14 protein-coding genes and 1 riboswitch are annotated in these 21,830 nt (G+C 66.9%); of the genes, 7 read left to right on the top strand and 7 right to left on the bottom strand.

Annotated elements, in window-relative coordinates:
- Positions 1-9: 9 nt before the first annotated feature.
- Positions 10-113, bottom strand: a riboswitch (TPP riboswitch).
- An 89-nt stretch (positions 114-202) separates the two neighbouring features.
- Positions 203-520 (top strand): DUF4235 domain-containing protein, encoded by a 318-nt coding sequence (locus V3G39_03225; protein XAS77064.1) that lies wholly within the window; start codon positions 203-205, stop codon positions 518-520.
- A gap of 2 nt (positions 521-522) precedes the next feature.
- On the opposite strand, the gene V3G39_03220 is transcribed toward V3G39_03225, so the two are convergent.
- From V3G39_03220 to uxaC, 4 genes are all read right to left on the bottom strand, one after another.
- A complete protein-coding gene (locus V3G39_03220; GenBank protein XAS77063.1) occupies positions 523-1,407 on the bottom strand; it encodes an oxygenase MpaB family protein in 885 nt (294 codons plus the stop codon).
- 241 nt (positions 1,408-1,648) lie between these two features.
- Positions 1,649-4,975 carry a hypothetical protein gene (locus V3G39_03215; GenBank protein XAS77062.1) on the bottom strand — a complete coding sequence of 1,109 codons (3,327 nt, stop codon included), beginning with the start codon at positions 4,973-4,975 and terminating at the stop codon, positions 1,649-1,651.
- Positions 4,976-5,331: 356 nt separating this feature from the next.
- Positions 5,332-6,300, bottom strand: a complete 969-nt coding sequence (locus tag V3G39_03210; GenBank protein XAS77061.1) for an acetylxylan esterase — start codon at positions 6,298-6,300, stop codon at positions 5,332-5,334.
- A gap of 105 nt (positions 6,301-6,405) precedes the next feature.
- Positions 6,406-7,836: a glucuronate isomerase gene (gene uxaC / locus V3G39_03205; GenBank protein XAS77060.1), complete on the bottom strand. Its 1,431-nt coding sequence runs from the start codon at positions 7,834-7,836 to the stop codon at positions 6,406-6,408.
- 195 nt (positions 7,837-8,031) lie between these two features.
- Here uxaC and V3G39_03200 point away from each other — a divergent pair, with 195 nt between their 5' ends.
- The 6 genes from V3G39_03200 to V3G39_03175 are packed head-to-tail and all read left to right on the top strand — an operon-like array spanning position 8,032 to position 17,656.
- A complete protein-coding gene (locus tag V3G39_03200; protein ID XAS77059.1) occupies positions 8,032-9,042 on the top strand; it encodes a LacI family DNA-binding transcriptional regulator in 1,011 nt (336 codons plus the stop codon).
- The gene (locus V3G39_03195; protein XAS77058.1) at positions 9,039-10,532 is read left to right on the top strand and encodes a mannitol dehydrogenase family protein; all 1,494 of its coding nucleotides are present in this window, start codon (positions 9,039-9,041) and stop codon (positions 10,530-10,532) included. The genes V3G39_03200 and V3G39_03195 overlap by 4 nt, the downstream gene beginning before the upstream one ends.
- Positions 10,529-11,758, top strand: a complete 1,230-nt coding sequence (gene manD, locus V3G39_03190; GenBank protein ID XAS77057.1) for a D-mannonate dehydratase ManD — start codon at positions 10,529-10,531, stop codon at positions 11,756-11,758. Before V3G39_03195 ends, manD begins: the two co-directional genes overlap by 4 nt.
- 30 nt (positions 11,759-11,788) lie before the next feature.
- A complete protein-coding gene (locus V3G39_03185; GenBank protein ID XAS77056.1) occupies positions 11,789-13,111 on the top strand; it encodes a glycosyl hydrolase family 28 protein in 1,323 nt (440 codons plus the stop codon).
- Between the two features lie 16 nt (positions 13,112-13,127).
- Complete coding sequence (locus tag V3G39_03180; protein ID XAS77055.1) at positions 13,128-14,096, top strand: glycosyl hydrolase; 969 nt, start codon at positions 13,128-13,130, stop codon at positions 14,094-14,096.
- Positions 14,093-17,656 carry a hypothetical protein gene (locus V3G39_03175; GenBank protein XAS77054.1) on the top strand — a complete coding sequence of 1,188 codons (3,564 nt, stop codon included), beginning with the start codon at positions 14,093-14,095 and terminating at the stop codon, positions 17,654-17,656. Before V3G39_03180 ends, V3G39_03175 begins: the two co-directional genes overlap by 4 nt.
- Positions 17,657-17,706: 50 nt before the next feature.
- Here the strand turns inward: V3G39_03175 and V3G39_03170 are convergent, their stop codons facing one another.
- The 3 genes from V3G39_03170 to V3G39_03160 form a co-directional block, all read right to left on the bottom strand.
- The gene (locus V3G39_03170; GenBank protein ID XAS77053.1) at positions 17,707-19,143 is read right to left on the bottom strand and encodes a DUF222 domain-containing protein; all 1,437 of its coding nucleotides are present in this window, start codon (positions 19,141-19,143) and stop codon (positions 17,707-17,709) included.
- A gap of 367 nt (positions 19,144-19,510) precedes the next feature.
- Positions 19,511-20,380: a substrate-binding domain-containing protein gene (locus V3G39_03165; protein XAS77052.1), complete on the bottom strand. Its 870-nt coding sequence runs from the start codon at positions 20,378-20,380 to the stop codon at positions 19,511-19,513.
- Between the two features lie 65 nt (positions 20,381-20,445).
- On the bottom strand, positions 20,446-21,810 hold the full coding sequence (locus V3G39_03160; protein ID XAS77051.1) for a cellulase family glycosylhydrolase: 1,365 nt from the start codon (positions 21,808-21,810) through the stop codon (positions 20,446-20,448).
- Between the last annotated feature and the right edge of the window lie 20 nt (positions 21,811-21,830).

Genomic DNA, 21,830 nt, shown 5'->3' with positions numbered 1-21,830 from the left:
CTCCTCTTATCGAGGGGCCTCGAGACTTCCTACACCGGTACTAACCGGATCAGGTTCGAGGGTCTGCGGCCTATCCGCACTCTCAGCGCTGCTGCGCTCCCCTGTCGTTTCCGAGGATGACGATACGCACGTCGGGCGCCCGGCCACGTGCTCGGGGTAGGTTTGGGCCAAACCCCACTTGCTCACGTCGGAAGGTCCACTCATGGGTTCGATTGCCTGGAAGGTCATGTCCCTCGGGACGAGCGTCGTGTCCAAGAAGGTCGCGATGAAGCTCACCGACACCGGGTGGGCTGCTGCCACCGGCAGCAAGGCGCCCGAGGACCAGTACGAGCCGGAGCGCTCGCACACCGAGGCCACGCTGTATGCCGTCCTGTCGGCTGCCCTCCTCGCGGGCGTTGCGACTCTGGTCGAGCGCAAGGTCGCCGAGTACTACACCCGTTCCACCGGCCAGCTCGCGCCGCCCGCTCAGAAGGCTGTCGAGAAGCGCGAGAAGCAACTCGCCAAGGATGCGAAGAAGTAGCGCTAGCTGGCCTGCGCGTCAGCATCGCGCAGGCTGGACATCGCCCAGGTGATGGTGGCGACGCTGAGGCTGCCAGCGACGGTGTCGGCGCGGCGCACGAGATCGAATCCTGAGAGATTCAGCCCTCGACGCGCCCACATCGGCAGCGCCGCAACGCCACCGCGCGCAACCAGCAGGTATCCCGGGCGGGCACCGAACGGCAGCGGCGGTTCGCGCAGCAGGAAATGCCCGGCATCGACTGCTGCAGGTGTTGACCGCAAGATCTTGCGGTGGTCCTGCAGCTGCTCGCGCAACTCCCCCACGTTCGTTGGCAGGTCGGTCGCACCGAGCAGAGTGGACGCCGTACGCGCCTGGGAGACATAGGTATCGGCTTCATCAGCGGTCAGCGGGCTACCGGAGTACATCTGATACGCCGCCAGGAAGCTGTGAATCTCGGCGATGTGCACCCAGCTCAGCAGAGCAGGATCGGATGCGGAGTACGGCACGCCCTCGTCGTCCTTGCCGCGCACCCGCTGGTGGATCGAGGAGACATGCTCGATGACTTCCTCGGCATGCGCGATCGTGCCGAATGTGGTGGCCGCGATGTAGTAGCTCGTGCGCTGCAACCGCCCCCACGGATCGCCGCGGTACCCGCTGTGCCCGGCGACTCCGGCCATCGCGGACGGATGCAGAGACTGCAGCAGCAATGCGGCAACCCCACCGGGGAACATCGCCGCGTGCGCATGCACCCGCCAGATCGGGTCGGCTTCGGTGAACCAGCGCGGTCCCTCGGCTTCCCAGATGCCCTTGGCTTTCGCGGGCGCGTCGTCACCGGCCACCTTCGAGCGCAAAAGTTCTCCCAAGGCGCGCTGGGCGCCCGCGACCGGCATTCGCAGCAAAGAGTTCATCACTTGTTAGTATGCGCGGGGCAGTTCTGGCATCTGAAGCCACCCGCCCGCCCCGGCTCCCCGCACTCAGAACATTTGCCGGAGGTTGCATCGTGTAGCGAGGGTGCTGCAATAGCTACCCCCTCACCACAAAGCGCAACCCCAGCGCTGGCTGCGCGCAACGAACGAGTGGGCCAGCACCAGGACACGCGTCCCGGTGCTGGCCCACTCCCCTCAACCCACTTGCCTGAACCCGCTTGCCTCAACCCACTCGGTAGCTGTACGGAATCGCAGCCAGTTCCTCACCTGAGGGGACTGCCTGGCCGAACGGGCTCAGCGACGACGCGTCGTCCACGTACAGCGTGCCCTGCACAACGTGGCCGCGCTTACCCGATGGGGTGATCGTGACGTAGATCGTCGTGCTCTGGCCCGGTTGGACAATCACCGGTGTGAAGGTGCCACCCTGGCCGGCTTCAGTGGCCCAGAAGTCGCCGGTCGTAGAAGTGGTCGACGCATCGAAGGCCTTGGTAGTGGCCGACATCGCGAGGTTGACCGTCGCCTTCGGTGCCGGGCCGGTGAACGGACCGACCAGTGCCGGGCTGATCAGCCAGTCCCCCGGCGTCACCGGTGAGCCGGCCCAGTGACCTGCAGCGGTGTTGCCGGAGGTGGTGGCGCCCAGGTCGGGGTCACCGTTCAGGTCGCCACCCAGGTTGCCCAGGTAGGGCGCCCAGTCGAACGTGACCGGTGCGGTCGCCTCGGCAGCAGCGTCCAGTGAGCTGGTCTCGGTCGGCACGATCCACTGCGGTGTCGCAGCCGCCGCCGGCCCGAAAGGCAACGTCAGGTTGGTGGCCGGCGTGTACGACGGCAGCGAAATCGTGGTGGAAGAGTTGAGCCGCGGATCCACGAAGTACGTCTCCGGGGCAGAACCGTCATTGCGCACGGTCACTTTGGCCACGTGGGTCTTGCCTGCGGCGAGAGTCGTCGTGCTGCTGTTCGGCAGCCCGGACACAACGGGCACGAACGGCGCGAGCCGCACCGTCCCCGTGAAGGTGGTCGACAATGCAGTTCCGGCCACCGGGTTGGCAAACGCTGCCACGAGGGTCCACCGGCCGCGAGCAGGGTTCAGCACGTGCGACCGCGCACCGCGTTCCAGCACCGTCACCGGACCGGACGGCTTCATCCCGACCACCAGTTGGTTGCTCGCGTGTCCGACGGTCTCACCGCTGGGGTCCACGAGATACAGGTTGTAGTTGTCGACGGCAGCCGCTGACACCGTCGTCTGGACGTCGAGCGCACGCTGCCCGGCGCGCACGTCGAACTGGAAGAACCTGGTAACAGCCGGGCTGCCGCCGCGACCGTTCCCGCCGGTGACCGAGGTACTGAACGTGCCCGAGTCACCGCGGAGCGGGACCAGACTACGCAGGTTGATGGGTACCGAGGTCTGCCGGCCGAACGGTGCGTTGAGTACCAGAGCAGCACTGAGGTCCCCAGGCGCGGACGGCGTCCGGGTCGAAACGGTGACCGTACGGGAGGCTCCGGGAGCGAGGGTGATCGAGCTCGGAGACACCTTGCCGAACGACTGGTATGTCGCGGTTGAGGCCTGGAATCGGACCGGCCCTTCATACCCGCCGGCAGCCGCTGGAGCGTCGGTGATGATCGCCGTCCAGGTGCCGAACGCCGGGTAGCGAACGTCGACCGCACCGTGGTTGCCGCCACCCTGAGGCAGGCTGTACGCCTGAAGTTGACCCAGCGGATCCAGCAGAGTGACGTCCAGGCTGGAGTCGTTGGTCGGTGCGGCGACGTCAGCTTGCAGCCGCGACGCGCCGACCGGCACTTTGAAAGTGATCTTCTGCGCGTTCACGCCGTTGAAGTGTTCCCCGACGCTCGAGCCGAGCATTACCTTCTTGGAACTGACCTGGTGGTAGGCACCGAGGGTCCGCCCGGACAGTTTGACCGTCTGCGTGCTCTGCCCGGCGTTGGTGACCCCCAGGCGGAAGCGCTGGTTGCGGCCGGGAGCACCGGCGGCATCGAGCTGGCTGATGCTGGTCAGCAGGGTGCTGCCGGTTGCCGTGGGTGCGCCGGCGCTGGTCTTGACCGACATCGCCGCCTGCACCGCCTTGTAGCTGTCGAGCAGCCCGGTGCCCTGCTGATAACCGGGGTGTCCCAGGTCATCGGCCGTTGAGGTGAGGATCTGTTTGACCAGCGCAGGTGTGGGACTGGCTCCGGAGTGCGTCTGCCGGTAAGCCTGGATCACGAGTGCCGCGGTACCTGCCGTGAGGGGAGCCGCCTCGCTGGTGCCGCCGCTGATGCCGGCGTTGTAGACGCCTTTGGTGCTGTTGTTCAGCACCCAGTTCAAGTCACCGGGAGCAACCAGGTTGGGACTCTTGATTCCCTCCGTGATGCCGCCGGAGCTGAGGGCGCTCATGTTGTTGTTCACCCACCCGGTCGCCTTGATCGAGGAGTAGTTGGCGATGTTCGCCTGCGCATAGGTGCGGAATGTCGTCGTGGCGCCTGCGCTGATCACCTGGGGGTCCGCAGACGGTGACCCGATGGTGTTCGTCGGCCCGGCATCGCCGGTGGAGACGACAACGGTGGTCCCTGCCTCGATCGCGGCCTGGTCGGCCTGACGGATGAGGTCTGCGGTGGTGTCAGGCAGTGGGTTGTAACCGAAGGACTGGTTCAGGATGTCGACGTGGTCGACCGTGACGGCGTACTCGATGGCTTCCAGCAGTCCGGAGGTGCTCGCGACCAGGTCACCGGTGGGAAACACCTTGAGCCCGACCAGGTTCGCACCAGGGGCGACTCCTTCGACCCGGAACTTGCACCCGGGAATGCTGAAGACCTGCCTGCCCTGGGCGGCAATGGAACTCGCGTCCAGGATTGCTTCGCCGCCACTGACGTCGGTGTTGGCACCTTCACCGGTGAAGTCCTTGTAGTCGGTGAACACATGCGTACCGTCCGCACGGACGAAGCCGGGGTTGTTCGGGTCGATCGACTCGGCCATATAGGCGACGGTGACCCCTTTGCCGGTGATACCCAGCTTGCTGGCGGTCTGATCGTTGGGATTCGTGGAATTCGCGTGGATGACGCTCAGCGCCTCCGGGTCCAGCTCGACCCCGTCCGAACCGGGCTGACAGGAAGGTTCGGTCGTCGGCGCCTGCTGAGTGACGGGTGCCGGGATCGAGATCTTCAGGTCAGGCACCACTGCGGCGACGTTCGGGTCGGCGGCAAGACGCTTCGCTTCACCCGCCGAAACGGTGGCCAGCACACTACTGATGAGTTTGGTGGTGCGGATCTTCTTGGCACCGGTGTGCTTCAGATCGGCGATCACCGGGCCCTGATCGGTGGCCACCAAGCCGGCGCGAACGCCGGCGTTCTTGCGAGTCGCCGGCACATTCAGGTGCTGGTTCTTCATGATCACGATGACCTTCTGGTCCGCGTTCTTCGCGAGACCGGTGATCATCGGGGCAGTCAGGCTCGGTAGTCCCTTTACCGGCGTCGGCGGCGGATCCGCCTGGGCCCACCCGACGTTCAAACCGAATCCGGTGAACAACGCGACAACGAATGTCGTTTTGCGTACTGCGCGCATGATGGAGCCGCCTACTCGGAGCAGGTAATAAGCATGAATGGGACCCGGCGTGAACCAGGGAAAAGGAACGTGCCATTCGAAAGCGACATTCGGGTGCAGGGGGCTACGGAAACTCATCAAGAGAGTCGTCGTCAGTCCCGCTACCGGCGACGAGGTAACGGTCCTGCGATCGGGGCACATTGTCAATAGGCAGGCGAATTACCCATCGTCGGCACACTGGTCTCCTGAAACGCCAAGGCGGAGGGCACCGACCGGCGCCGCCCCGCTGCCTCTCTCGGGTTGCATCTTTTGATGCAGGTGCGGCAATAGCTACACCCTGGGCACAAGATGCGACCGCGGCACCTGCCGGTGGGCGGTCAGCCGAGTCGGTCGCGGAAGAACTGCAGGACGCGTCCGTCGTGCAGCCCCGAGCCGCCCTCGTGCTGGTTGTAGGGATAGCCGAAGACCTCCTTGGGCCCGCCCCACGCGTTGAACGCCGCGTAGCAGCACGACGGCGGACAGATCGGATCCATCAACCCCGCCGCGAAGATCGCAGGCGCGGTCGCGAGGCGGGCGAGCACCGCGACGTCGAAGTAGGACAGCGTCGCGAAGGTCTCCTCCACCCGATCGGGACGGCTGCGCAGATACTGCACCAGCTCGGCGTAGGGGTGCTCCACCCCGATCTCGGTCGCTCGCCGGATGTGGGTGAGGAACGGGACGTTCGCCGCGACCGCCCGTACATCCGGGCACAGCGCGCCCGCCGCCATCGCCAGTCCGCCACCCTGGCTGCCACCTTCGAGACCGATCCGGTCGGGGTCGACCCGAGGGTGGCTGCGCGCAGCCTCGATGGCGCGTACCGCGTCGGTGTAGACGCGGCGGTAGTAGTAGGTCTCTCGCGATTCCACGCCTTTGGTCAGGAATCCGGGCACCGACGGGCCGCTGCCGACCGGGTCGGCGGTGGCACCCGGCGTATGCGGGCTCCACCCCTGACCGCGGGTGTCCATCACGAGCGTTGCAAACCCGGCGCTGGGCCAGGTCAGCCATTGGTGCGGGTAGCCGCGTCCTGCGCTGTAGCCGAGGTAGCCCACGATGCACGGCAGCCGCCCCTCGCGGTGCACCGGCACCAGCAGCCAGGCCTTGATCGGGTGTCCGCCCCAGCCCGCGAACGTCACGTCGTACACCTCAACGGCAGTCAGCGGAGTCTGCACCGGTGTGAATTGGACAGCCAGCGGAAAGCTCCTGGCCTCCGACAGGGTGTCGTCCCAGAACTGCCGCAGATCCGCAGGAGTGGGCAACTGCGGATCGTAGGTCGCGAGCTCCGCGGCGGGTAGGTCGTAGAACGCCATGATCGCTCTCCTTCAAGTCGGGTTCGGGCAAGTCGGGTTCGGGCAAGTCGGGTGGGTGGTCGTGGTGTCGCGGGTTGTCGCAGTCCGTAAAGGCGCGGGCCGCGGTCAGGCGCGTCGTGCGTACGACGTCTTGGGCAGGTTGTAGGCAAGGTCGATCGCGGTCTCGACGGCCTCGTCCTGGGTCAGGCGGTGCTCGCACACGAGCCGGGCCAGGTAGCCGGCATCGATCCGCCGCGACAGGTCGTGCCGCGCCGGGATGGAGGCGAATGCCCTGGTGTCGTCGACGAATCCGGAGGTGTTGTAGAAGCCGGCCGTCTCGGTGACGGTTTCGCGGAAGCGGCGCATCCCGTCGGGACTGTCCAGGAACCACCACGGGGCGCCGAGTCGCAGCGACGGGTAGGCCCCCGCGAGCGGCGCAAGCTCGCGGGAGTAACTCGTCTCGTCGACCGTGAACAGGATGGCCCGGAAATTGCGGTCGCGGCCGAACCGCTGCAGCATCGGCTGCAGGGCCCTGGTGTAGTCGGTGCGGACGGGGATGTCGAAGCCGATATCGGGACCGTAGATGCGGAAACTGTCGAGATGATGATCCCTGAGCACCCCGGGATGGATCTGCATGACCAGTCCGTCCTCGGTGGCCAGCTGCGCGAAGGTGAAGAGCATGTGCGCTTCGAAGGCGGCCGCTTGCGGCGGGGAGACCTCACCGGCTCGAGCCAGACGGTAGATCTCAGCCGCCTCACTCTCGGGCAACGGGGTGGTGTCGACCGTGAGGTGCCCGTGGTCGGTGGCCAACCCGCCGGCTGCGACGAATCGCAGCCGCTGGGCCCGCAGGGCCACGAGGTATCCCGCGTAGTCACCGGTCTCGACGTCTGCGGCGACAGCGAGCTCCTCGATGCCCTGGCGCCAGGTCGGGGTCGCGAGCTGCACGAGGGCATCAGGCCGGAAGGTCGGGATGATCCGGTGGCCCTGTTGCTCAGGCCCCTGCTCGGCGAGGCGACGGTGCTCGGCAAGGGTCGACTGCGCGGGGTCGGTCGTGGCGAGCAGCTCGATGCCGAAACGGTCGAGCAACTGCATCGGTCGGTACGCGGGGTCGGCAAGTCGCTCGGACACCACGTCGAAGATCGCGTCGGCCGTCTGCGTCGACGGCACCAGATCGACCCCGAAGACCTCGACCAGCTCGTGCTCCAGCCAGTACCGGGACGGGGTCCCGCGGAAGAACCGCCACCCTTCGCAGAAGCGACGCCAGATCGCCCGAGGATCGATCTCGACCGGCCCGCCGTCACGACGCGCCACCCCCAGATCCTCCGGCGCCACCCCCTGCGAGATCAGCATCCGGGTCACGTAGTGATCGGGAGTGATCAACAGTGCGGCAGGGTCGGCGAACTGCTCGTTGCGAGCGAACAGCGACGCGTCGACGTGGCCGTGCATGCAGACCAGCGGCAGATCGCGGGTGCTGCCGTAGAGGGCACGCGCGACCTCCCGCACCCGTGGCTCGCAGGGCAGCGCGCGGTCAGGGTGCAGGGTCAACTTCGCAGACATCGCAGCTCCTCGGCATCGACGGTTCGGCCACGGCTGGCTGGGCTCGCTGAGTCGGCTGAGTCGCCCAGGTCACGCTAGAGGCGTGCAAAGCATTGCACACCAGATCCTTACCGGTAGATCCTTGACATGTCCTGCAAACGGTTTCAGACTTGATGCGGCCCAAGAGGGATTGACAAGGGGCGTGAGGAGAGCGGAATGGGCATCACCATCCGCGATGTGGCGCGAGCCGCAGGGGTCTCTACCGCGACCGTTTCACGGGCGCTGGGCAACCCCGCGATGGTCGACCCCACGACGCGCGAACGCATCACCCGGATGGCTGACTCGATGGGGTACCGGCCCAACCGGGCAGCACGCAGCCTGATCACCGGGCGCACCGGCAACCTGGGGTTGGTCTTGCCCGATCTGGCCAATCCCTTCTTTCCCAGCGTCGTCAAGGCGATCCAGGCCGCGGCCGGCACCTGCGAATATCAGGTCTTCATCGCGGACACCGACGAAGACCCGCAGGTCGAACTCGGCGTCGTGCGCTCGCTGGCCGAACAGGTCGATGGCATCATCCTCTGCTCACCACGGATGAAGACCGCGCAGCTGCGCGAGGCCGCGACCTGTGTGCCGGTCGTACTGGCGAACCGCCGTAGCGGCTCGATCCCGAGCGTCACGATCGACAGTCCGAGCGTGATGCGGGCGGCAGTGGAACACCTGGCCGGTCTCGGCCACCGCGACGTGGGGTATCTCGCCGGCCCCCGGTCCAGCTGGTCCTCCCGCGAACGGCTGCATAGTTTGCAGGCAGCGGCCGCTGCATCCGAAGTGCGCCTGGTCGAACTCGGCAATTTCGCACCGACCTTCCAGGGTGGCCGGGACGCGGCCGACGGCGTACTCGTCGCCGGGGTCACCTGCGTCGTCGCCTACAACGACCTGTGCGCTGTCGGGCTGATCAGCGCGCTGCGCGACCGCGGCGTGGGAGTGCCGAGCGACCTCAGCGTCGTAGGTATCGACGACATCGAGATGGCAGCCATGCTTCATCCGGCGCTCACCACGGTCGATGTGCCGAAGAAGGAACTCGGTCGCCGAGCCGTCGAACTGCTGCTGCAGACGATGCGCGACCCGACAGCGGTGGCGCAGCATGTCACGCTCTCCACCCGGTTGATCGTGCGCGAATCCACCGCACCGCCCGGCGTTGTGCAGCCACGCGCAACGGTGCGCCGATGACAGCCAACACGCCGCGATCGGGCCGGCTGCCGCGGTTGTCGCGCGCCCACCTGCCCGCACCGCAGGCTGACGTGCAGCTGCCACCGGACGCGGAGCTCACCGAGGCGATCGGAATCGTGCACCTCGGGATCGGCGCGTTCCACCGCGCCCATCAGGCCCTGATGACCCAGGACGCAGCGGTCAGCACAGGTGATACCCGGTGGGGCATCTGCGGCGTCACCCAACGCTCTCGCACCGTCGTCGATCAGTTGAGACCCCAGGACGGCCTCTACACCGTTCTGGAACGCGGCCGCTCACACAGTTCCGCGCGCATCGTCGCCCAGGTGAGCGATGTCCTCTTCGCGGCGCAGGAGGGTGACCGATTGCTCCACCGGCTCGCCGACCCGGCCACACACATCGTCACCATGACCGTGACCGAGAAGGGCTACCCGACCGGGCAGCGCGGCGGACTGGACCGATCCGATGATGCGGTGGCGCATGACCTCACGCGGCGCAGCCGCGGGCAGGCCGGCAGCCGCAGCGTCATCGGTCAGCTCGTCCGGGGCCTGCAAGCTCGCGCCGACAGCGACGCCGGGCCGATCACCGTCATGTCATGCGACAACCTGACCGACAACGGAGCGATCCTGCAGCGACTCGTCGAAGACTTCTGTTATGCCCTGCCCTCTGGTGAGGGAGAGGACATCGCGGCCTTTGTCGCCGCTTCCGTCACCTTCCCGTGCTCCGTGGTCGACCGCATCGTGCCCGCCACCACCGACCGGGACCGCGCTGAGGTCGAAGCGCTGCTCGGTGTCCGGGACGAGGCCCCCGTCGTCGCCGAACCGTACCGACAGTGGGTCATCGAGGACCACTTCGCCGGACCGCGGCCTGCCTGGGAACGCGCGGGAGCGATGTTCGTCGACGACGTGGCGCCGTACGGGCAGCTCAAGCTACGCATCCTGAACGGCACCCACTCGATGCTCGCCTACCTCGGCGCGCTCGCCGGCCACGACACGATCGCCGAGGCAGTCGCCGACCCGAGGTTGCGGCACGCCGCGGAGGCGCTGGTGCGCGACGACGTCATACCCACCCTGCACGTGCCGACCGGTATCGACCCGCAGGAGTACGCCGGGCAGGTGCTGGACCGGTTCGCCAACCCCGCCCTCGGACACCGCACGACGCAGGTCGCGATGGACGGATCGCGCAAACTGCCGGTGCGGCTGCTGCCCACCGCACGCGACCGGTTGGCCGCGGGACACGTGCCGGACTCGGTGGCACTCGCGGTCGCCGGGTGGATGGCCTACGTCGCCAAGGCCACCGACGCCGCCGGCCGACCGCTGCCGCTGGAGGACCCGCTCGCGCCCCTTCTGCACCGCACTGTCCGCGATGCCGGGTCGGATCCGCGCTCGATCACCGCTGCACTGCTGGACCTTCCCGAGATCTTCGGAGCCGATCTACCCGACCACCAGGCCTTCGCCGGGGCCGTCACAACCCACCTGAAGGAACTCCTGTGAAGATCATCGCCGCCGAAGTCATCGTCTGCAGCCCGGACCGCAATTTCGTCACCCTCAAGATCACCACCGACGACGGGGTGACCGGCCTGGGCGACGGCACCCTCAACGGGCGCGAGCAGGCAGTTGCCACCTATCTGCGCGACCACGTCGTGCCGCTGCTGATCGGCCGGGACGCGCACACGATCGAGGACACCTGGCAGTTCCTCTACCGATCGGCGTACTGGCGTCGCGGCCCGGTGACGATGGCCGCGATCGCGGCGGTCGACGTCGCCCTGTGGGATATCAAGGCCAAGGCCGCGAACATGCCGCTCTACCAACTGCTGGGTGGCGCCTCGCGCACCGGGATCCGCGCCTACGGGCACGCGTCCGGCCGGGATCTGCCGGAGCTGTTCGACTCCATCCGCGAGCACCAGTCACTGGGGTACCGCGCGATCCGCGTGCAGACATCGGTCCCAGGGGTCGACGCCGTCTACGGGGTCGCTGCCCAACCCAGCGCCACCGGCACGCGGTACGACTACGAACCGGCCCAGCGCGCCCCGCTACCGGCCGAAGAGGACTGGGACACCGCGGCCTACCTACGCCACCTGCCGACCGTATTCGAAGCCGTCCGTAGCGAATTCGGGCCCGAACTGCCGCTGCTGCACGACGGCCACCACCGGATGACGCCGATCCAGGCCGCCCGGCTCGGCAAGTCCCTGGAGCCGTACGACCTGTTCTGGTTGGAGGACTGCACCCCCGCCGAGAACCAGGACGCCCTGCGACTCGTACGCCAGCACACCACGACCCCGCTGGCCATCGGTGAGGTCTTCAACACGGTGTGGGACTACCAGACCCTGATCCGCGACCAGCTCATCGACTACGTGCGCTCCGCTGTCACACATACTGGCGGCATCACTGCGATGCGCAAGCTGCTGGACTACGCGGCGCAGTACCAGATCAAGTCCGGCATCCACGGACCCACCGACATCTCACCGGTCGGTATGGCGGCTGCGCTGCACCTGGACCTGGCGATCCACAACTTCGGCATCCAGGAGTACATGCCGCACGGGGCGCTCACCAACCAGGTCTTCCAGCAGAGTTTCCGCTTCGAGGACGGCTACCTGCATCCCGGTGAGGCTCCCGGTATCGGCGTGGAACTCGACACCGAGCTCGCGGCGACGATGCCCTACCAACCCGCGTATCTACCGTTCAACCGGCTGAAGGACGGCACGGTCCATGACTGGTAGCCCAGCCACCCACTGGAGGCGAAGCAACGGATGAGGAGCATCACCGAATTCGGCGCCGTGGGCGACGGCCGGGCCGATGACACCGGCGCCGTCCAGGCCACCATCGACGCATGCCACGCCGACGGGGGCGGGCGCGTGGTGATACCGACCGGCGGCACCTTCCGTTGCGGCACCATCGCGCTGCGCTCCGGAATCGAACTGCACCTCGAGGCCGGCGCGACCCTGCAGGCCAGTCCCGACGACGCCGACTACACGATGCGGCGGGCGACCGGTGGGCTGTCCAACGGCTCCCCCGGCGAGGACCCCGAGCTGAGCACCATGTTCATCACGGCGGTCGATGCCCGGGATGTCTCGATCACCGGCGCCGGCACCATCGACGGCGGCGGCCGGTTCTTCATCACCTCCGACCTCGGCGGCATCTACGAGATGACGCACGTGCGGCCGTACACGATCTTCCTCATCGGCTGCGAGCGGGTCACGATCCGCGACGTGCGGATCGTGGACGGCGCGTACTGGACGGTCCGGTTGTCGGGATGCAGCAGCGTCCTCATCGATGCGGTCACCATCGCCAACGACCTGCTGCTGCCGAACAATGACGGGATCGACATCGACACCTGTCAGCGGGTACGGATCGCGAACTGCGACATCGTCACCGCCGACGATGGCATCTGCATCAAGTCCTGCCAGGAATCCAAAGAATTCGGCGATTGCCGAGACATCACGGTGACCGGGTGCACGATCGTCAGCCGGTCGGCCGCGATCTGTATCGGGTCCGAGATCGCTTCACCCATCCGCAACTGCGTGGTCAGCGCGTGCGTGATCTCCGACAGCAACCGCGGGCTCGCACTCAAACTCTCCGAGCCCGGCGGGGTGCACAATGTGCTCTTCACCGACATCGTCGTCGAGACCCGGTTCTGCGACGAGCGCTTCTGGGGGCACGGCGAGCCGATCCACATCTCCAGTTACCCGTGGCGCGGGGGCAGCGGCACCGCGCGCAACATCCGGTTCCACAACATCCTGGCGCGCGGCGAGAACGGAATCCTGATCCGTTCGAAGGAAGCCGGCTGTATCGAGGGGGTCGTTCTGTCGGACGTCCGCGTCGAGATCGACCGGTGGACCGGCGCGCCCGGCGGTCACTGGGATCTGCGGCCACTTCCCGGGATGTCCCTGACCCCGCACGTCACCAGCGGTATCCACCTCGAACGACTTACCGATGTGCGCCTGGCGAACTGCGAGGTGGTGTGGGCCCAGCCTCGCGCCGACCGGGCGCAGGACCTCGACGAGGCACTGACTGTCGTGGATGTCGATGACCTACGAGTCGCCGACATGCGCGGCGGGCACGCTCATACCTGATCCTCAAGGAGACCCGATGACCCGTACGTCTCATCCGCCGGTGAATCAGCAGGCGACACCGCAGGCCCGCGCACTGCTCGACCTCGTCTACTCCGTGTCCGCCACCCGGACCCTGTCCGGGCAGCACAATGCACCGCAGCAGATCTCCCGGTACAGCAATATTGCTGAGCAGCTCACCGGGCATGCTCCGGCGGTCTGGGGTCAGGATTTCGGCTTCTCCGCCGACGGCGACCTGGACGGCGTCAACTTCCGGCCCGACGTGATCGCCGAAGCCCAGCGCCAACACGCCGCCGGGTCGGTCATCACCTTGATGTGGCACGCCGTGCGGCCCACCAGCGAAGAACCGGTCACCTTCGATGACGACATCTGCAACGGGATGCTCGCCGACGACGACTGGCGCGACCTGCTCACCCCCGGCACCGACATCCACACCCGCTGGCAACGACAGGTCGACGTCATCGCGGAGCTGCTCGCGCAGTTGTGCGACGCGCAGATCCCGGTGCTGTGGAGGCCTTATCACGAGATGAACGGCACGTGGTTCTGGTGGGGCGGTCGCCCCGGACAGGACGGCTACGCCGCGCTCTACCGCCAGCTCTACCACCGACTCGTCGAGGTGCACGGGCTCGACAACCTCATCTGGGTCTGGAACGCGAACGCCCCGCGCGACACTCCGGGTGACACTGCCACCGACTACGCGGGTTTCTATCCCGGCCACGACGTCGTCGACATCCTTGCGGCCGACGTCTATCACGACGACTACGCCCAGTCCCATCACGATCAACTCCTCGAGCTCGGCGAGGGCCGCCCGATCGCCCTCGGGGAGGTAGGGGAGTTGCCAACCCCGCAGATCCTCTCCGCGCAGCCGCAGTGGGCGTGGTTCATGACCTGGACCACGTTCCTCACCGACGACAACAGCCCGGACGCGGTGCGGGAGTTGTACGCCGACCCTCGGGTGATCCACCGACCGGCCACCGCGACGTCATGAGTTCGACCCTGTGGGCCTGTCGTCCCGCGGAAGGCGGTACGCCGGACTGGCAACTGACCGACGGTCTGCCGACCATCACGCTCGACGTGTCCGATGGATCCGAAGGTGCAGCGTCCTGGCCGGCGGTGCACCCTGGGGTGTTCGACGCGGGCGGCGGGTTCCGGGGCCACCGGGTGGCTGTCCGGTTCGAGATTCTGCAGGCGAGCGCGGTGCTGCTGTCGCTGCAGTTCTGCGTCGAACGCGGGCCGTGCCCCGACCTGGAGATCACCCTCGACGGGGCGCACCGCGGCCTGTTCCATCCCGTGGTCGTCCGCGAGGACCGCACCCAGACCGGTGAGCCGGGTCCGGTAGCCGGCTTCGTCGACCTGCAGGTCGGATTTCCGGCCGACTGGCTGACACCCGGTCCGCACGTCATCACCGTCACCACAGCCCTGGACCGGGCCGCCGCCGTGGGCGAGGGCCGCTTCGGCGCCACTCACGAGATCGGCTACGTCACAGGGGAATCACTACCCGCGGCGCGCGGTCACTACGGGCAGTGGTTCGGCTCCTACATCCGGTGGTCGGGGGTCGAGCTGACGTCGGTCGCGTCCATCCCGGCTGGGCCGGTCGTGCAGCTGCGACCCACACCGTTCTACGTACCCGACGAGGACAGCGAGACGGGCGCCGACGACTCAGGTGCCGAGGCCGAACTGGTCGACGTGGACGTGACGTGGCCAGCGGGTACGACGCCACCCGCATCGGTCGTGGTCGACTGGCCGAACTCGCAGGAAACTTTGCCCGGCCCGCCCCCTGACCGGGACTTCGGGATGGTGCGATTCCGGGTGCCCGTGCCTGGATTCGACGCGCCCAGCACGGTCGATGTTCACCTCGACGGACAGCTGCACCAGCACCGGATCACGCCATGCCGGCGCTGGACATTGCATTTGATCCCGCACGTACACCTGGACCTGGGATTCACCGACGCGCAGGGCAAGGTCCTGGAACTGCACTGCCGCAATATCGACCGCGCACTGGACGCGATGGCGCTGGACCCCGACTTCCGGTTCTGCGTCGACGGCAGCGTGATCGCCCGGGAGTACCTACGCACCAGGCCACCCCACCGGGGCGACGCGATGCGCGAGGCCATCGCGGCCGGGCGCCTGGGGGTGAACGCGTTCCACAGTAATTTCCTGACGGGGGTGGTGAGTCTGGAAGAGTTGTACCGCTCGACCGATATGAGCCTGTCGCTACCGCGTTCGCGGACCACCGGTCTGCGCTACGCCAACCTCACCGACGTTCCGACGTACTCCCGCTCCATCCCCACGGTCCTGGCCGACCTCGGGATCGAGGCCTTCGTCGGAATGTCCAACCACGGCCGGGCAGCCACCGATACCAGCGACGAGCTGCACCTGCTCTCCCCGGTGCGCTGGCAGGGACCGGACGGCAGCGAGGTACTCGCCCACTTCGCCGACCACTACTCGCAACTGCGATTCATCGCCGCCGACCCGCAGGCAGTGGCCGGCGCCGCCGACGGTCTGGGCCGCTATCTGTCGCGCTACGAACGTCCGGACTACCTGCCCAGCGACCTCGCCGTGATCGGCACCCATGCCGACAACGAAGACCTTGCCGACGGCGACACCGGCTTCGTGCAGCGCTGGAACGAAGCCTTCGCCTGGCCGCGTTTCCGGGTCTGCACCTTTGATGAGTACCTCGCTGCGGTCGCCCCGCTGCGCGACCGGCTACCGCTGTGGCGCAGCGAGACGGGCTCCTACTGGGAGGACGGAGTCGGTTCTGCTGCAGCGGACTTCGCGGTCTACCGGCGTACCCAGGCGCTGCTACCGGCCGCCGAGACATTGGGCGCGCTCGTGTCTGCAGCCGCCGGGAACGTCCGTACGAACCGCACCGAGTTGGATCGAGCCTGGGCCGATCTGTCGGTCGCGGCCGAACACACCCTGACCTGGGCCCGCACCATGGCGCACCCGCATGCGTCGCCGGTGGCCGACCAGCTCGGTTGGAAGGTGCGTTACATCAACGATGCCCACCGCGTCGCGATCGACGAGATGCGGCGCCACCTGGCACAGCTGTCCGAACTGGCCGACATACACGGCCCGGGGTTCCTTGCCTACAACCCGCATGCCTGGACGGCCGACCTGGACGGCGAGCTCGACCTGCCCGAAGGTGTCGATCTGCTGGACGCCGACGGTCCCGTCCCGATCGAGATCCTCAGCAGTTGCGCCGGCCTGCGTCGGGTCCGGATCCACCTGGGCGCCATGGCGGCCCACTCGTGGCGCTTCCTGCCGATGACCGCCGGACAGCTCACCCTGCCCGGTGGCCAGGCTGGGCCCGGCCAACCCTCCCCGACCATCGAGGGCCCGCCCGATTTCATCCGGGTACCCGCCGATGAGCCGATCATCAGTAAGGGCTGGGAGGTTCGCCTCGACGCGACGACTCAGTTGCCCCGCTCGCTGGTGCACCGCGGCAGTGGGCGGGAACTGCTGCAGGACGGTTCGCCCGTCCAGCTGGGCCAGCTCGTCCGGGCAGCGCAGACTCCCTTCGATGCGGACGCATCCGAGCAGCTGGCCAACCCGCCGGACATCCACGATCACCACCGCGCCCGGACCCTGTCGATCGAGAACTTCCGTTACGTCCCCGATCCCGAGCCCAGTGACCTGGTGCAGGAGTCGCCACAGCTGACCTTCGTCGGCGTGAAGCCCACCCCCGACGGGATGCGGCTGCGCTGGCGGGGTGCCGGGGCAGGCCTGGACGCCGTGACCATCGAGCTGCTGCTGCGCGACGAGCGCGCGGTCTGCGATCTCGACATCAGTTTCAGCAAGGCCCCGTGTCTTGACATGGAGGCTGTCTACGTGGCCTTCCCGTTCGCCGGGACCGCACCGGTGCTGCGGTACGACCGCCCGCTCGGCTGGGTGACCCCGGCCACCGAGCACGGACCGGGCGCCTCCAATGAGTGGGCGGCGGTCACGAACACGGTCTCGGTCCAGTCCCAGGAGGGCGAGATCCGCTGGACGCCGCTGGACGCGCCGCTCTTCTGTACCGGTGACATCGTGCGCGGACGCTGGCCGACGCAATTCCCAGCGCAGCAGAGCCACTTGTTCTCCTACGTGATGAACAACTTCTGGCCCTGCAACACCCCTGCCTGGCAACCGGGCCCGGTGACTTTCCGCTATCGGTTCGAGGCTGCTGCACAGTACGAACCCGCAGCCTCCACTCGCTTCGGACGCACTGCCCGGGTCGATGCACAGGTAGCCGAGATCCTGCCGCTGGACCGGTTCGGGCCGGCGGCTGCGAGCGCATACCGGGAGGGCAACCTCGAGGTGATGACCATCCCGGAGGAAGTCGACGTCCAGGTGCGGCAGGGCCACGACCCGTCGGCGCTCACGGTGCAGCTGAGCAACCTGAGCGGGAAACCGGTCAGCGTGCAGCCACCCGACCCACGGCCGGCCGACAGCGCAGGCGCACCGGCGCCGGGCATCCTGGTCCCGCCGTTCGGTATCGCGCATACGGACGTTTCCGGGTCGGCGCACTCGGACCACGCGCCGCCCTGTCCGCAGCCGGGGAAGTGACCCTCTCGACCTGGTATTTCTACGACGGCAAAGTAGCGTGCCTGCGCCCATCAGCTCGCCGTGTTCGGCATCAGTCCGGGGGTCCTGTTCCAGGTGACGCCCTCGGCTTCCAGATGTGCGCTCAGCAGGTCACGGTGCACGATGGTGTGATGTCGAGCGCATAGCAGTGCTGCGTTGGCCAGGCTCGTTTCGCCACCTGACCACCACGGATTCACATGGTGTGCGTCGCACCAGTCCGGCGGTCGATCACAATCGGGAAACGTGCACCCCTGGTCCCGGTGGATGATCGCCGCTCGTAACCCGCCAGTGAAGAGGCGTTTTGCTCGGCCCACATCCAATGGTTGTGATGCCCCGCCGAGAACCATCGGGATCAGATCAGCGTCACACGCCAACCGCCGCAGGGTCCCGGCATCGAGTAGCTGCCCGTCGGTCGTGCGCCCGACACCCGCCAGATAGGTCGGGGCACTTGCGTGATCCGCCACGTCGAGGAGACCGGTGCCCTGCAGGCGGGCCAGCAGAGTGTCGTAATCCAAGGTCACCACGAGTTTTGCGGTGCCGCCGATCTCCCCCACCGGGCGGGACGCGGTGCCATCCAGGACGTTCGCAGCAGTCTCCACCAACCGCACGAGCGCGTCCGCACGCCGCTTCCCCGGGGTCCGAACATCACGATCAGGCGCCGTGGCACCGGCCATTGGTTGCGCCTGCTCAACGGTTGAGCAGGCGCCATCCCCGTTGGTCAACGCACCGTCAGGGCAAGGCTGCGGTGCCGGCGCGGACAGGAACAGCAGCGCGTGTTTCACCGTCGCGGCGTGCCCAGCAGACAGATCGGCCTCGAACCTGGTCAACCCACCAGACAGGTCGTACCAGTGCACAGATTCGCGCTGTTGCTGCACCTGCTCATCACGCACCAACTGCTCGGGCGCGAAACGACCAATGATGAGAGTGGACAACTCCTTCAGCGCCCGCGAACCGAACCTGGTCAAGCTCAGATACCGCAGCAACAGGTCGTCCCGGTCCGCGCACGGCAACTGCTTCAGCACGTTCGGCACCTCGCGCAAGGCGACCGCCGCAGCCGGTACCGACGCGGACCCGGCAGCCAACGACTGCGCCACAACCCGATTCACCGGGTTCGCGCAATCACGCCCGACGGCCCCCGCCCGATGCACCACCACCGGATCCACCCCATGCGCCTGCTGCGCCACCCACCCCGGTGCACCAGTTGCAGTCGAATTCGCAACCGTCCCCCGCGTCAAGGCATCCGCCGTGGCCAACGCAGCCACATTCTCGGCACGCCCCACAATCCCCAACAACGAACCCACCAGGCTTCCCAACCCAGCCTCATCCAGTTGATACAAAGCACCTGGCAACTCGCGCAGACCGGCCTCGAACTGAATCACCAGCTCCACCAGCGCGGCACCCACACACAGCGTGGCGGAAACGATCATCGGAGGTGGTGTCAGCGCGACATCAATGGCTGTGGAATTCACGATGCGCCCCTTCCACCACGTAGAAACGATTCGAACTGATGTCTTTATCATACGGGTGTTCGAGCAATCAGGCAAGGGTTAATTCATCCAATATTGTTGCCGCCGAACATAATTGGGCATCTAGTTATCCACATCCCTGCTTTCTGGATGCTTCCGAAGAGGCTTCTCCACAGACCTTTTTCCCAGCCTTGCCACATCTGTCCTGAGTGGTATTGCTTCGAGTACTCGGACCTTGTCCAGGGCGCTGACCCGCGGCGCTCAACCAGCCACCGGCTGAGTATCCGCACATTCATCACCAGCCGGTCCCACCGGGATCTAGTAGACCGCCCGATGACCGGACAAGGTCAGGCCCCGGCCGCAACTCAGCTCACTTCGGAGCAACCCCGGCTCGGCTCAGATCCGCTACTGCGGTGGATCCACGCATACTCAGGTGTGGCGGCTGCACTTGGTAGACCTTTGCGGCGCTGCCGGCCAACGTGTCCAGCAGCGCACCGGCCGTCTGAATTCCCAGACCGTGCACATCGAGCGTCATCGCTGACAACGACGGGTTGGACAGCCGACACAGGGTGGAATCGTCCCACGCCAGGATCGACAGATCGGTCGGTACCTTCCTGCCGATCGTGGCAGCGACGGCGAGGCCGGCGAGCGCCATCACGTCGTTGTCGTAGATGATCGCGGTCGGTCCCTGGGGAACGCGCAACAGCGCAAGGGTGGCGTCGCGGCCGGACTCCTCGGAGTAGTCGGCCGGGATGACAGCCGAACGAATCGACCGGCGTTCGCACTCAGCGGCGAAGGCCTCGTCGCGCAGGCGGGTGTGATGCAGCTCTTTCGGCCCGCTGACCCGCGCGATGTGTTCGTGACCCAGGTGCGCCAGGCACGTGACGGCGTCGGTCACGGCCTGGGCGTTGTCGACCCACATATTGGAGATGGCCATCCCGTCGGCGGTACCACCGACGGCGACTGCGGGTAGCCCCAACTCCAGGAGCAGGGGTACCCGCAGGTCACCGGTGTGCAGGTTGGCCACGACGACGGCCTCAATCATCGAGCCGCCCGCCCATCGACGGTATTCAGCCATCTCCGCCGCATGGTCGGCGACCACCCGCAGGAGGAGAGACCGCCCGTCTGCGGACAGTCTCTCCTCCAGGCCCGCGATGAACTCTGCGAAGAAGGGTTCGATTCCCAGCATGCGGGCGGGCCGCGCCAGGACCAGACCGACGACGTCAGAGGAATGCTGCATCGGGACAGGCTAGCTGCGGGTCAACGGCCATGAATGCCACTTTGCTACCCCGCTGTCGTGGAAAATCAGGGCAGCTTCGCGGCCTTCACCTTCGGAATGACCCGTGGAGGTGCCTGCAGAGCCCGCGCTGCCCGGTTTGGCGCAAGGCTCACTCCGGCCATGACCTTGGCGTGATTGCTCAACACCTGAGCAGTGGGGTAGCTGGGGTCAGTGGGGTACCAGATGATGCGGAAGGTGTCGTAGTCCGCGTAGAACGAGCCGTCGTCGTTGCGAGAGGTCAACAGCCAGAACATGTCTGCTGCGCCACCTGCGTTGAGCACCGTCGTGGTCCAGGTCTGGTAACCGCTCGTCCGGGTAGCGGCGTCGGGGATGGGACCGGGCTCGATGGTGAGCCCGAACTCCTCGATCATGACGGGCTTCCCGAGACGTTTGCCGTCCCGGATGTGGTCGGTGATCCACTTGGTGCCCCACCCGATGGGATCGGCCTGGGCGGCGGTGCCCCAACTCTGCGGGTACATGTGCACGGTGCCGTAGTCGATATCCGGCAGCGCGGTGAGTTCCTTCCAGTGGTTGCCCTCATAGTCCGAGTAGGGGTAGTCGGTGTTCCCGGCTTCCCCGTAGAAGCCCTCGTCGCCCAGCGCGACCAGTTGCCTCGGCGCCACCGACTTCACGTAGGCACTCATCTCCCGCGCCCACGCCAGCAGCACCTTGCCGGTCTTGTCGCTGCGGTTGCGCGGTTCATTCGCCAGTTCCCACGTCATGATCGTCGGGTCCTGGTTGTATCGCAGCCCCGTGTAGGGATTGACTCTTGTCACGACGTGCTTGACCCACGCCTTGTAGCACTTCTTGATCGATGCGGTCGTGTAGAACTTGTCGTGGTTGACCGCTGTCCCGTACTCGTCGTCGGCCAGCCCGAGGAACCAGCTGACGTACTGCGGCATACCGCCGTAGGACGACCAGTTGTTGGTGAATCCGAGGGACAGCCGGATACCGAGCTGGCCGGCCCGCCACACCGCGTAGTCGAGGCTGTCGAACGCTGCCTCGTCGTAGGTGTAGGGCTGCGGTTGCATGGGAATGGCGTTGGAGAGGCCGTCGGCGAACGCCCAGGCGCGAATCACCGGCAGGGCCATCTTCGCGGCGTCATCGAGCGCGGCGTCGATCATGTAATGCGACTGCTGGTGCAGGTAGTAGGTGTTGGTGCCGGCGAAGCGGAACTTGTCGCGACCGATCATGAAGTTGCCGTTGCGCGTGGTGACGAAAGGGCGCTTCGGCGACGGGTCACCCTTCTTGGGGCGCCGATGCTCTGCAGTCAGGTGATCCGTGGTGTTGGTCGCGGCGAGCGCCTGGGGCACCACTCCGACCCCCACGGCGGCTGCGGCCGCTCCTGTGAGCATGGTCCTGCGGGTACTACGACGGTTGATCTCAGACATGAACATTCCTCCTGTTGGTG

Source organism: Dermatophilaceae bacterium Sec6.4, assembly GCA_039636865.1.
GTDB lineage: Bacteria > Actinomycetota > Actinomycetes > Actinomycetales > Dermatophilaceae > Allobranchiibius.
This window is presented reverse-complemented; position numbering and strand designations above follow the sequence as displayed.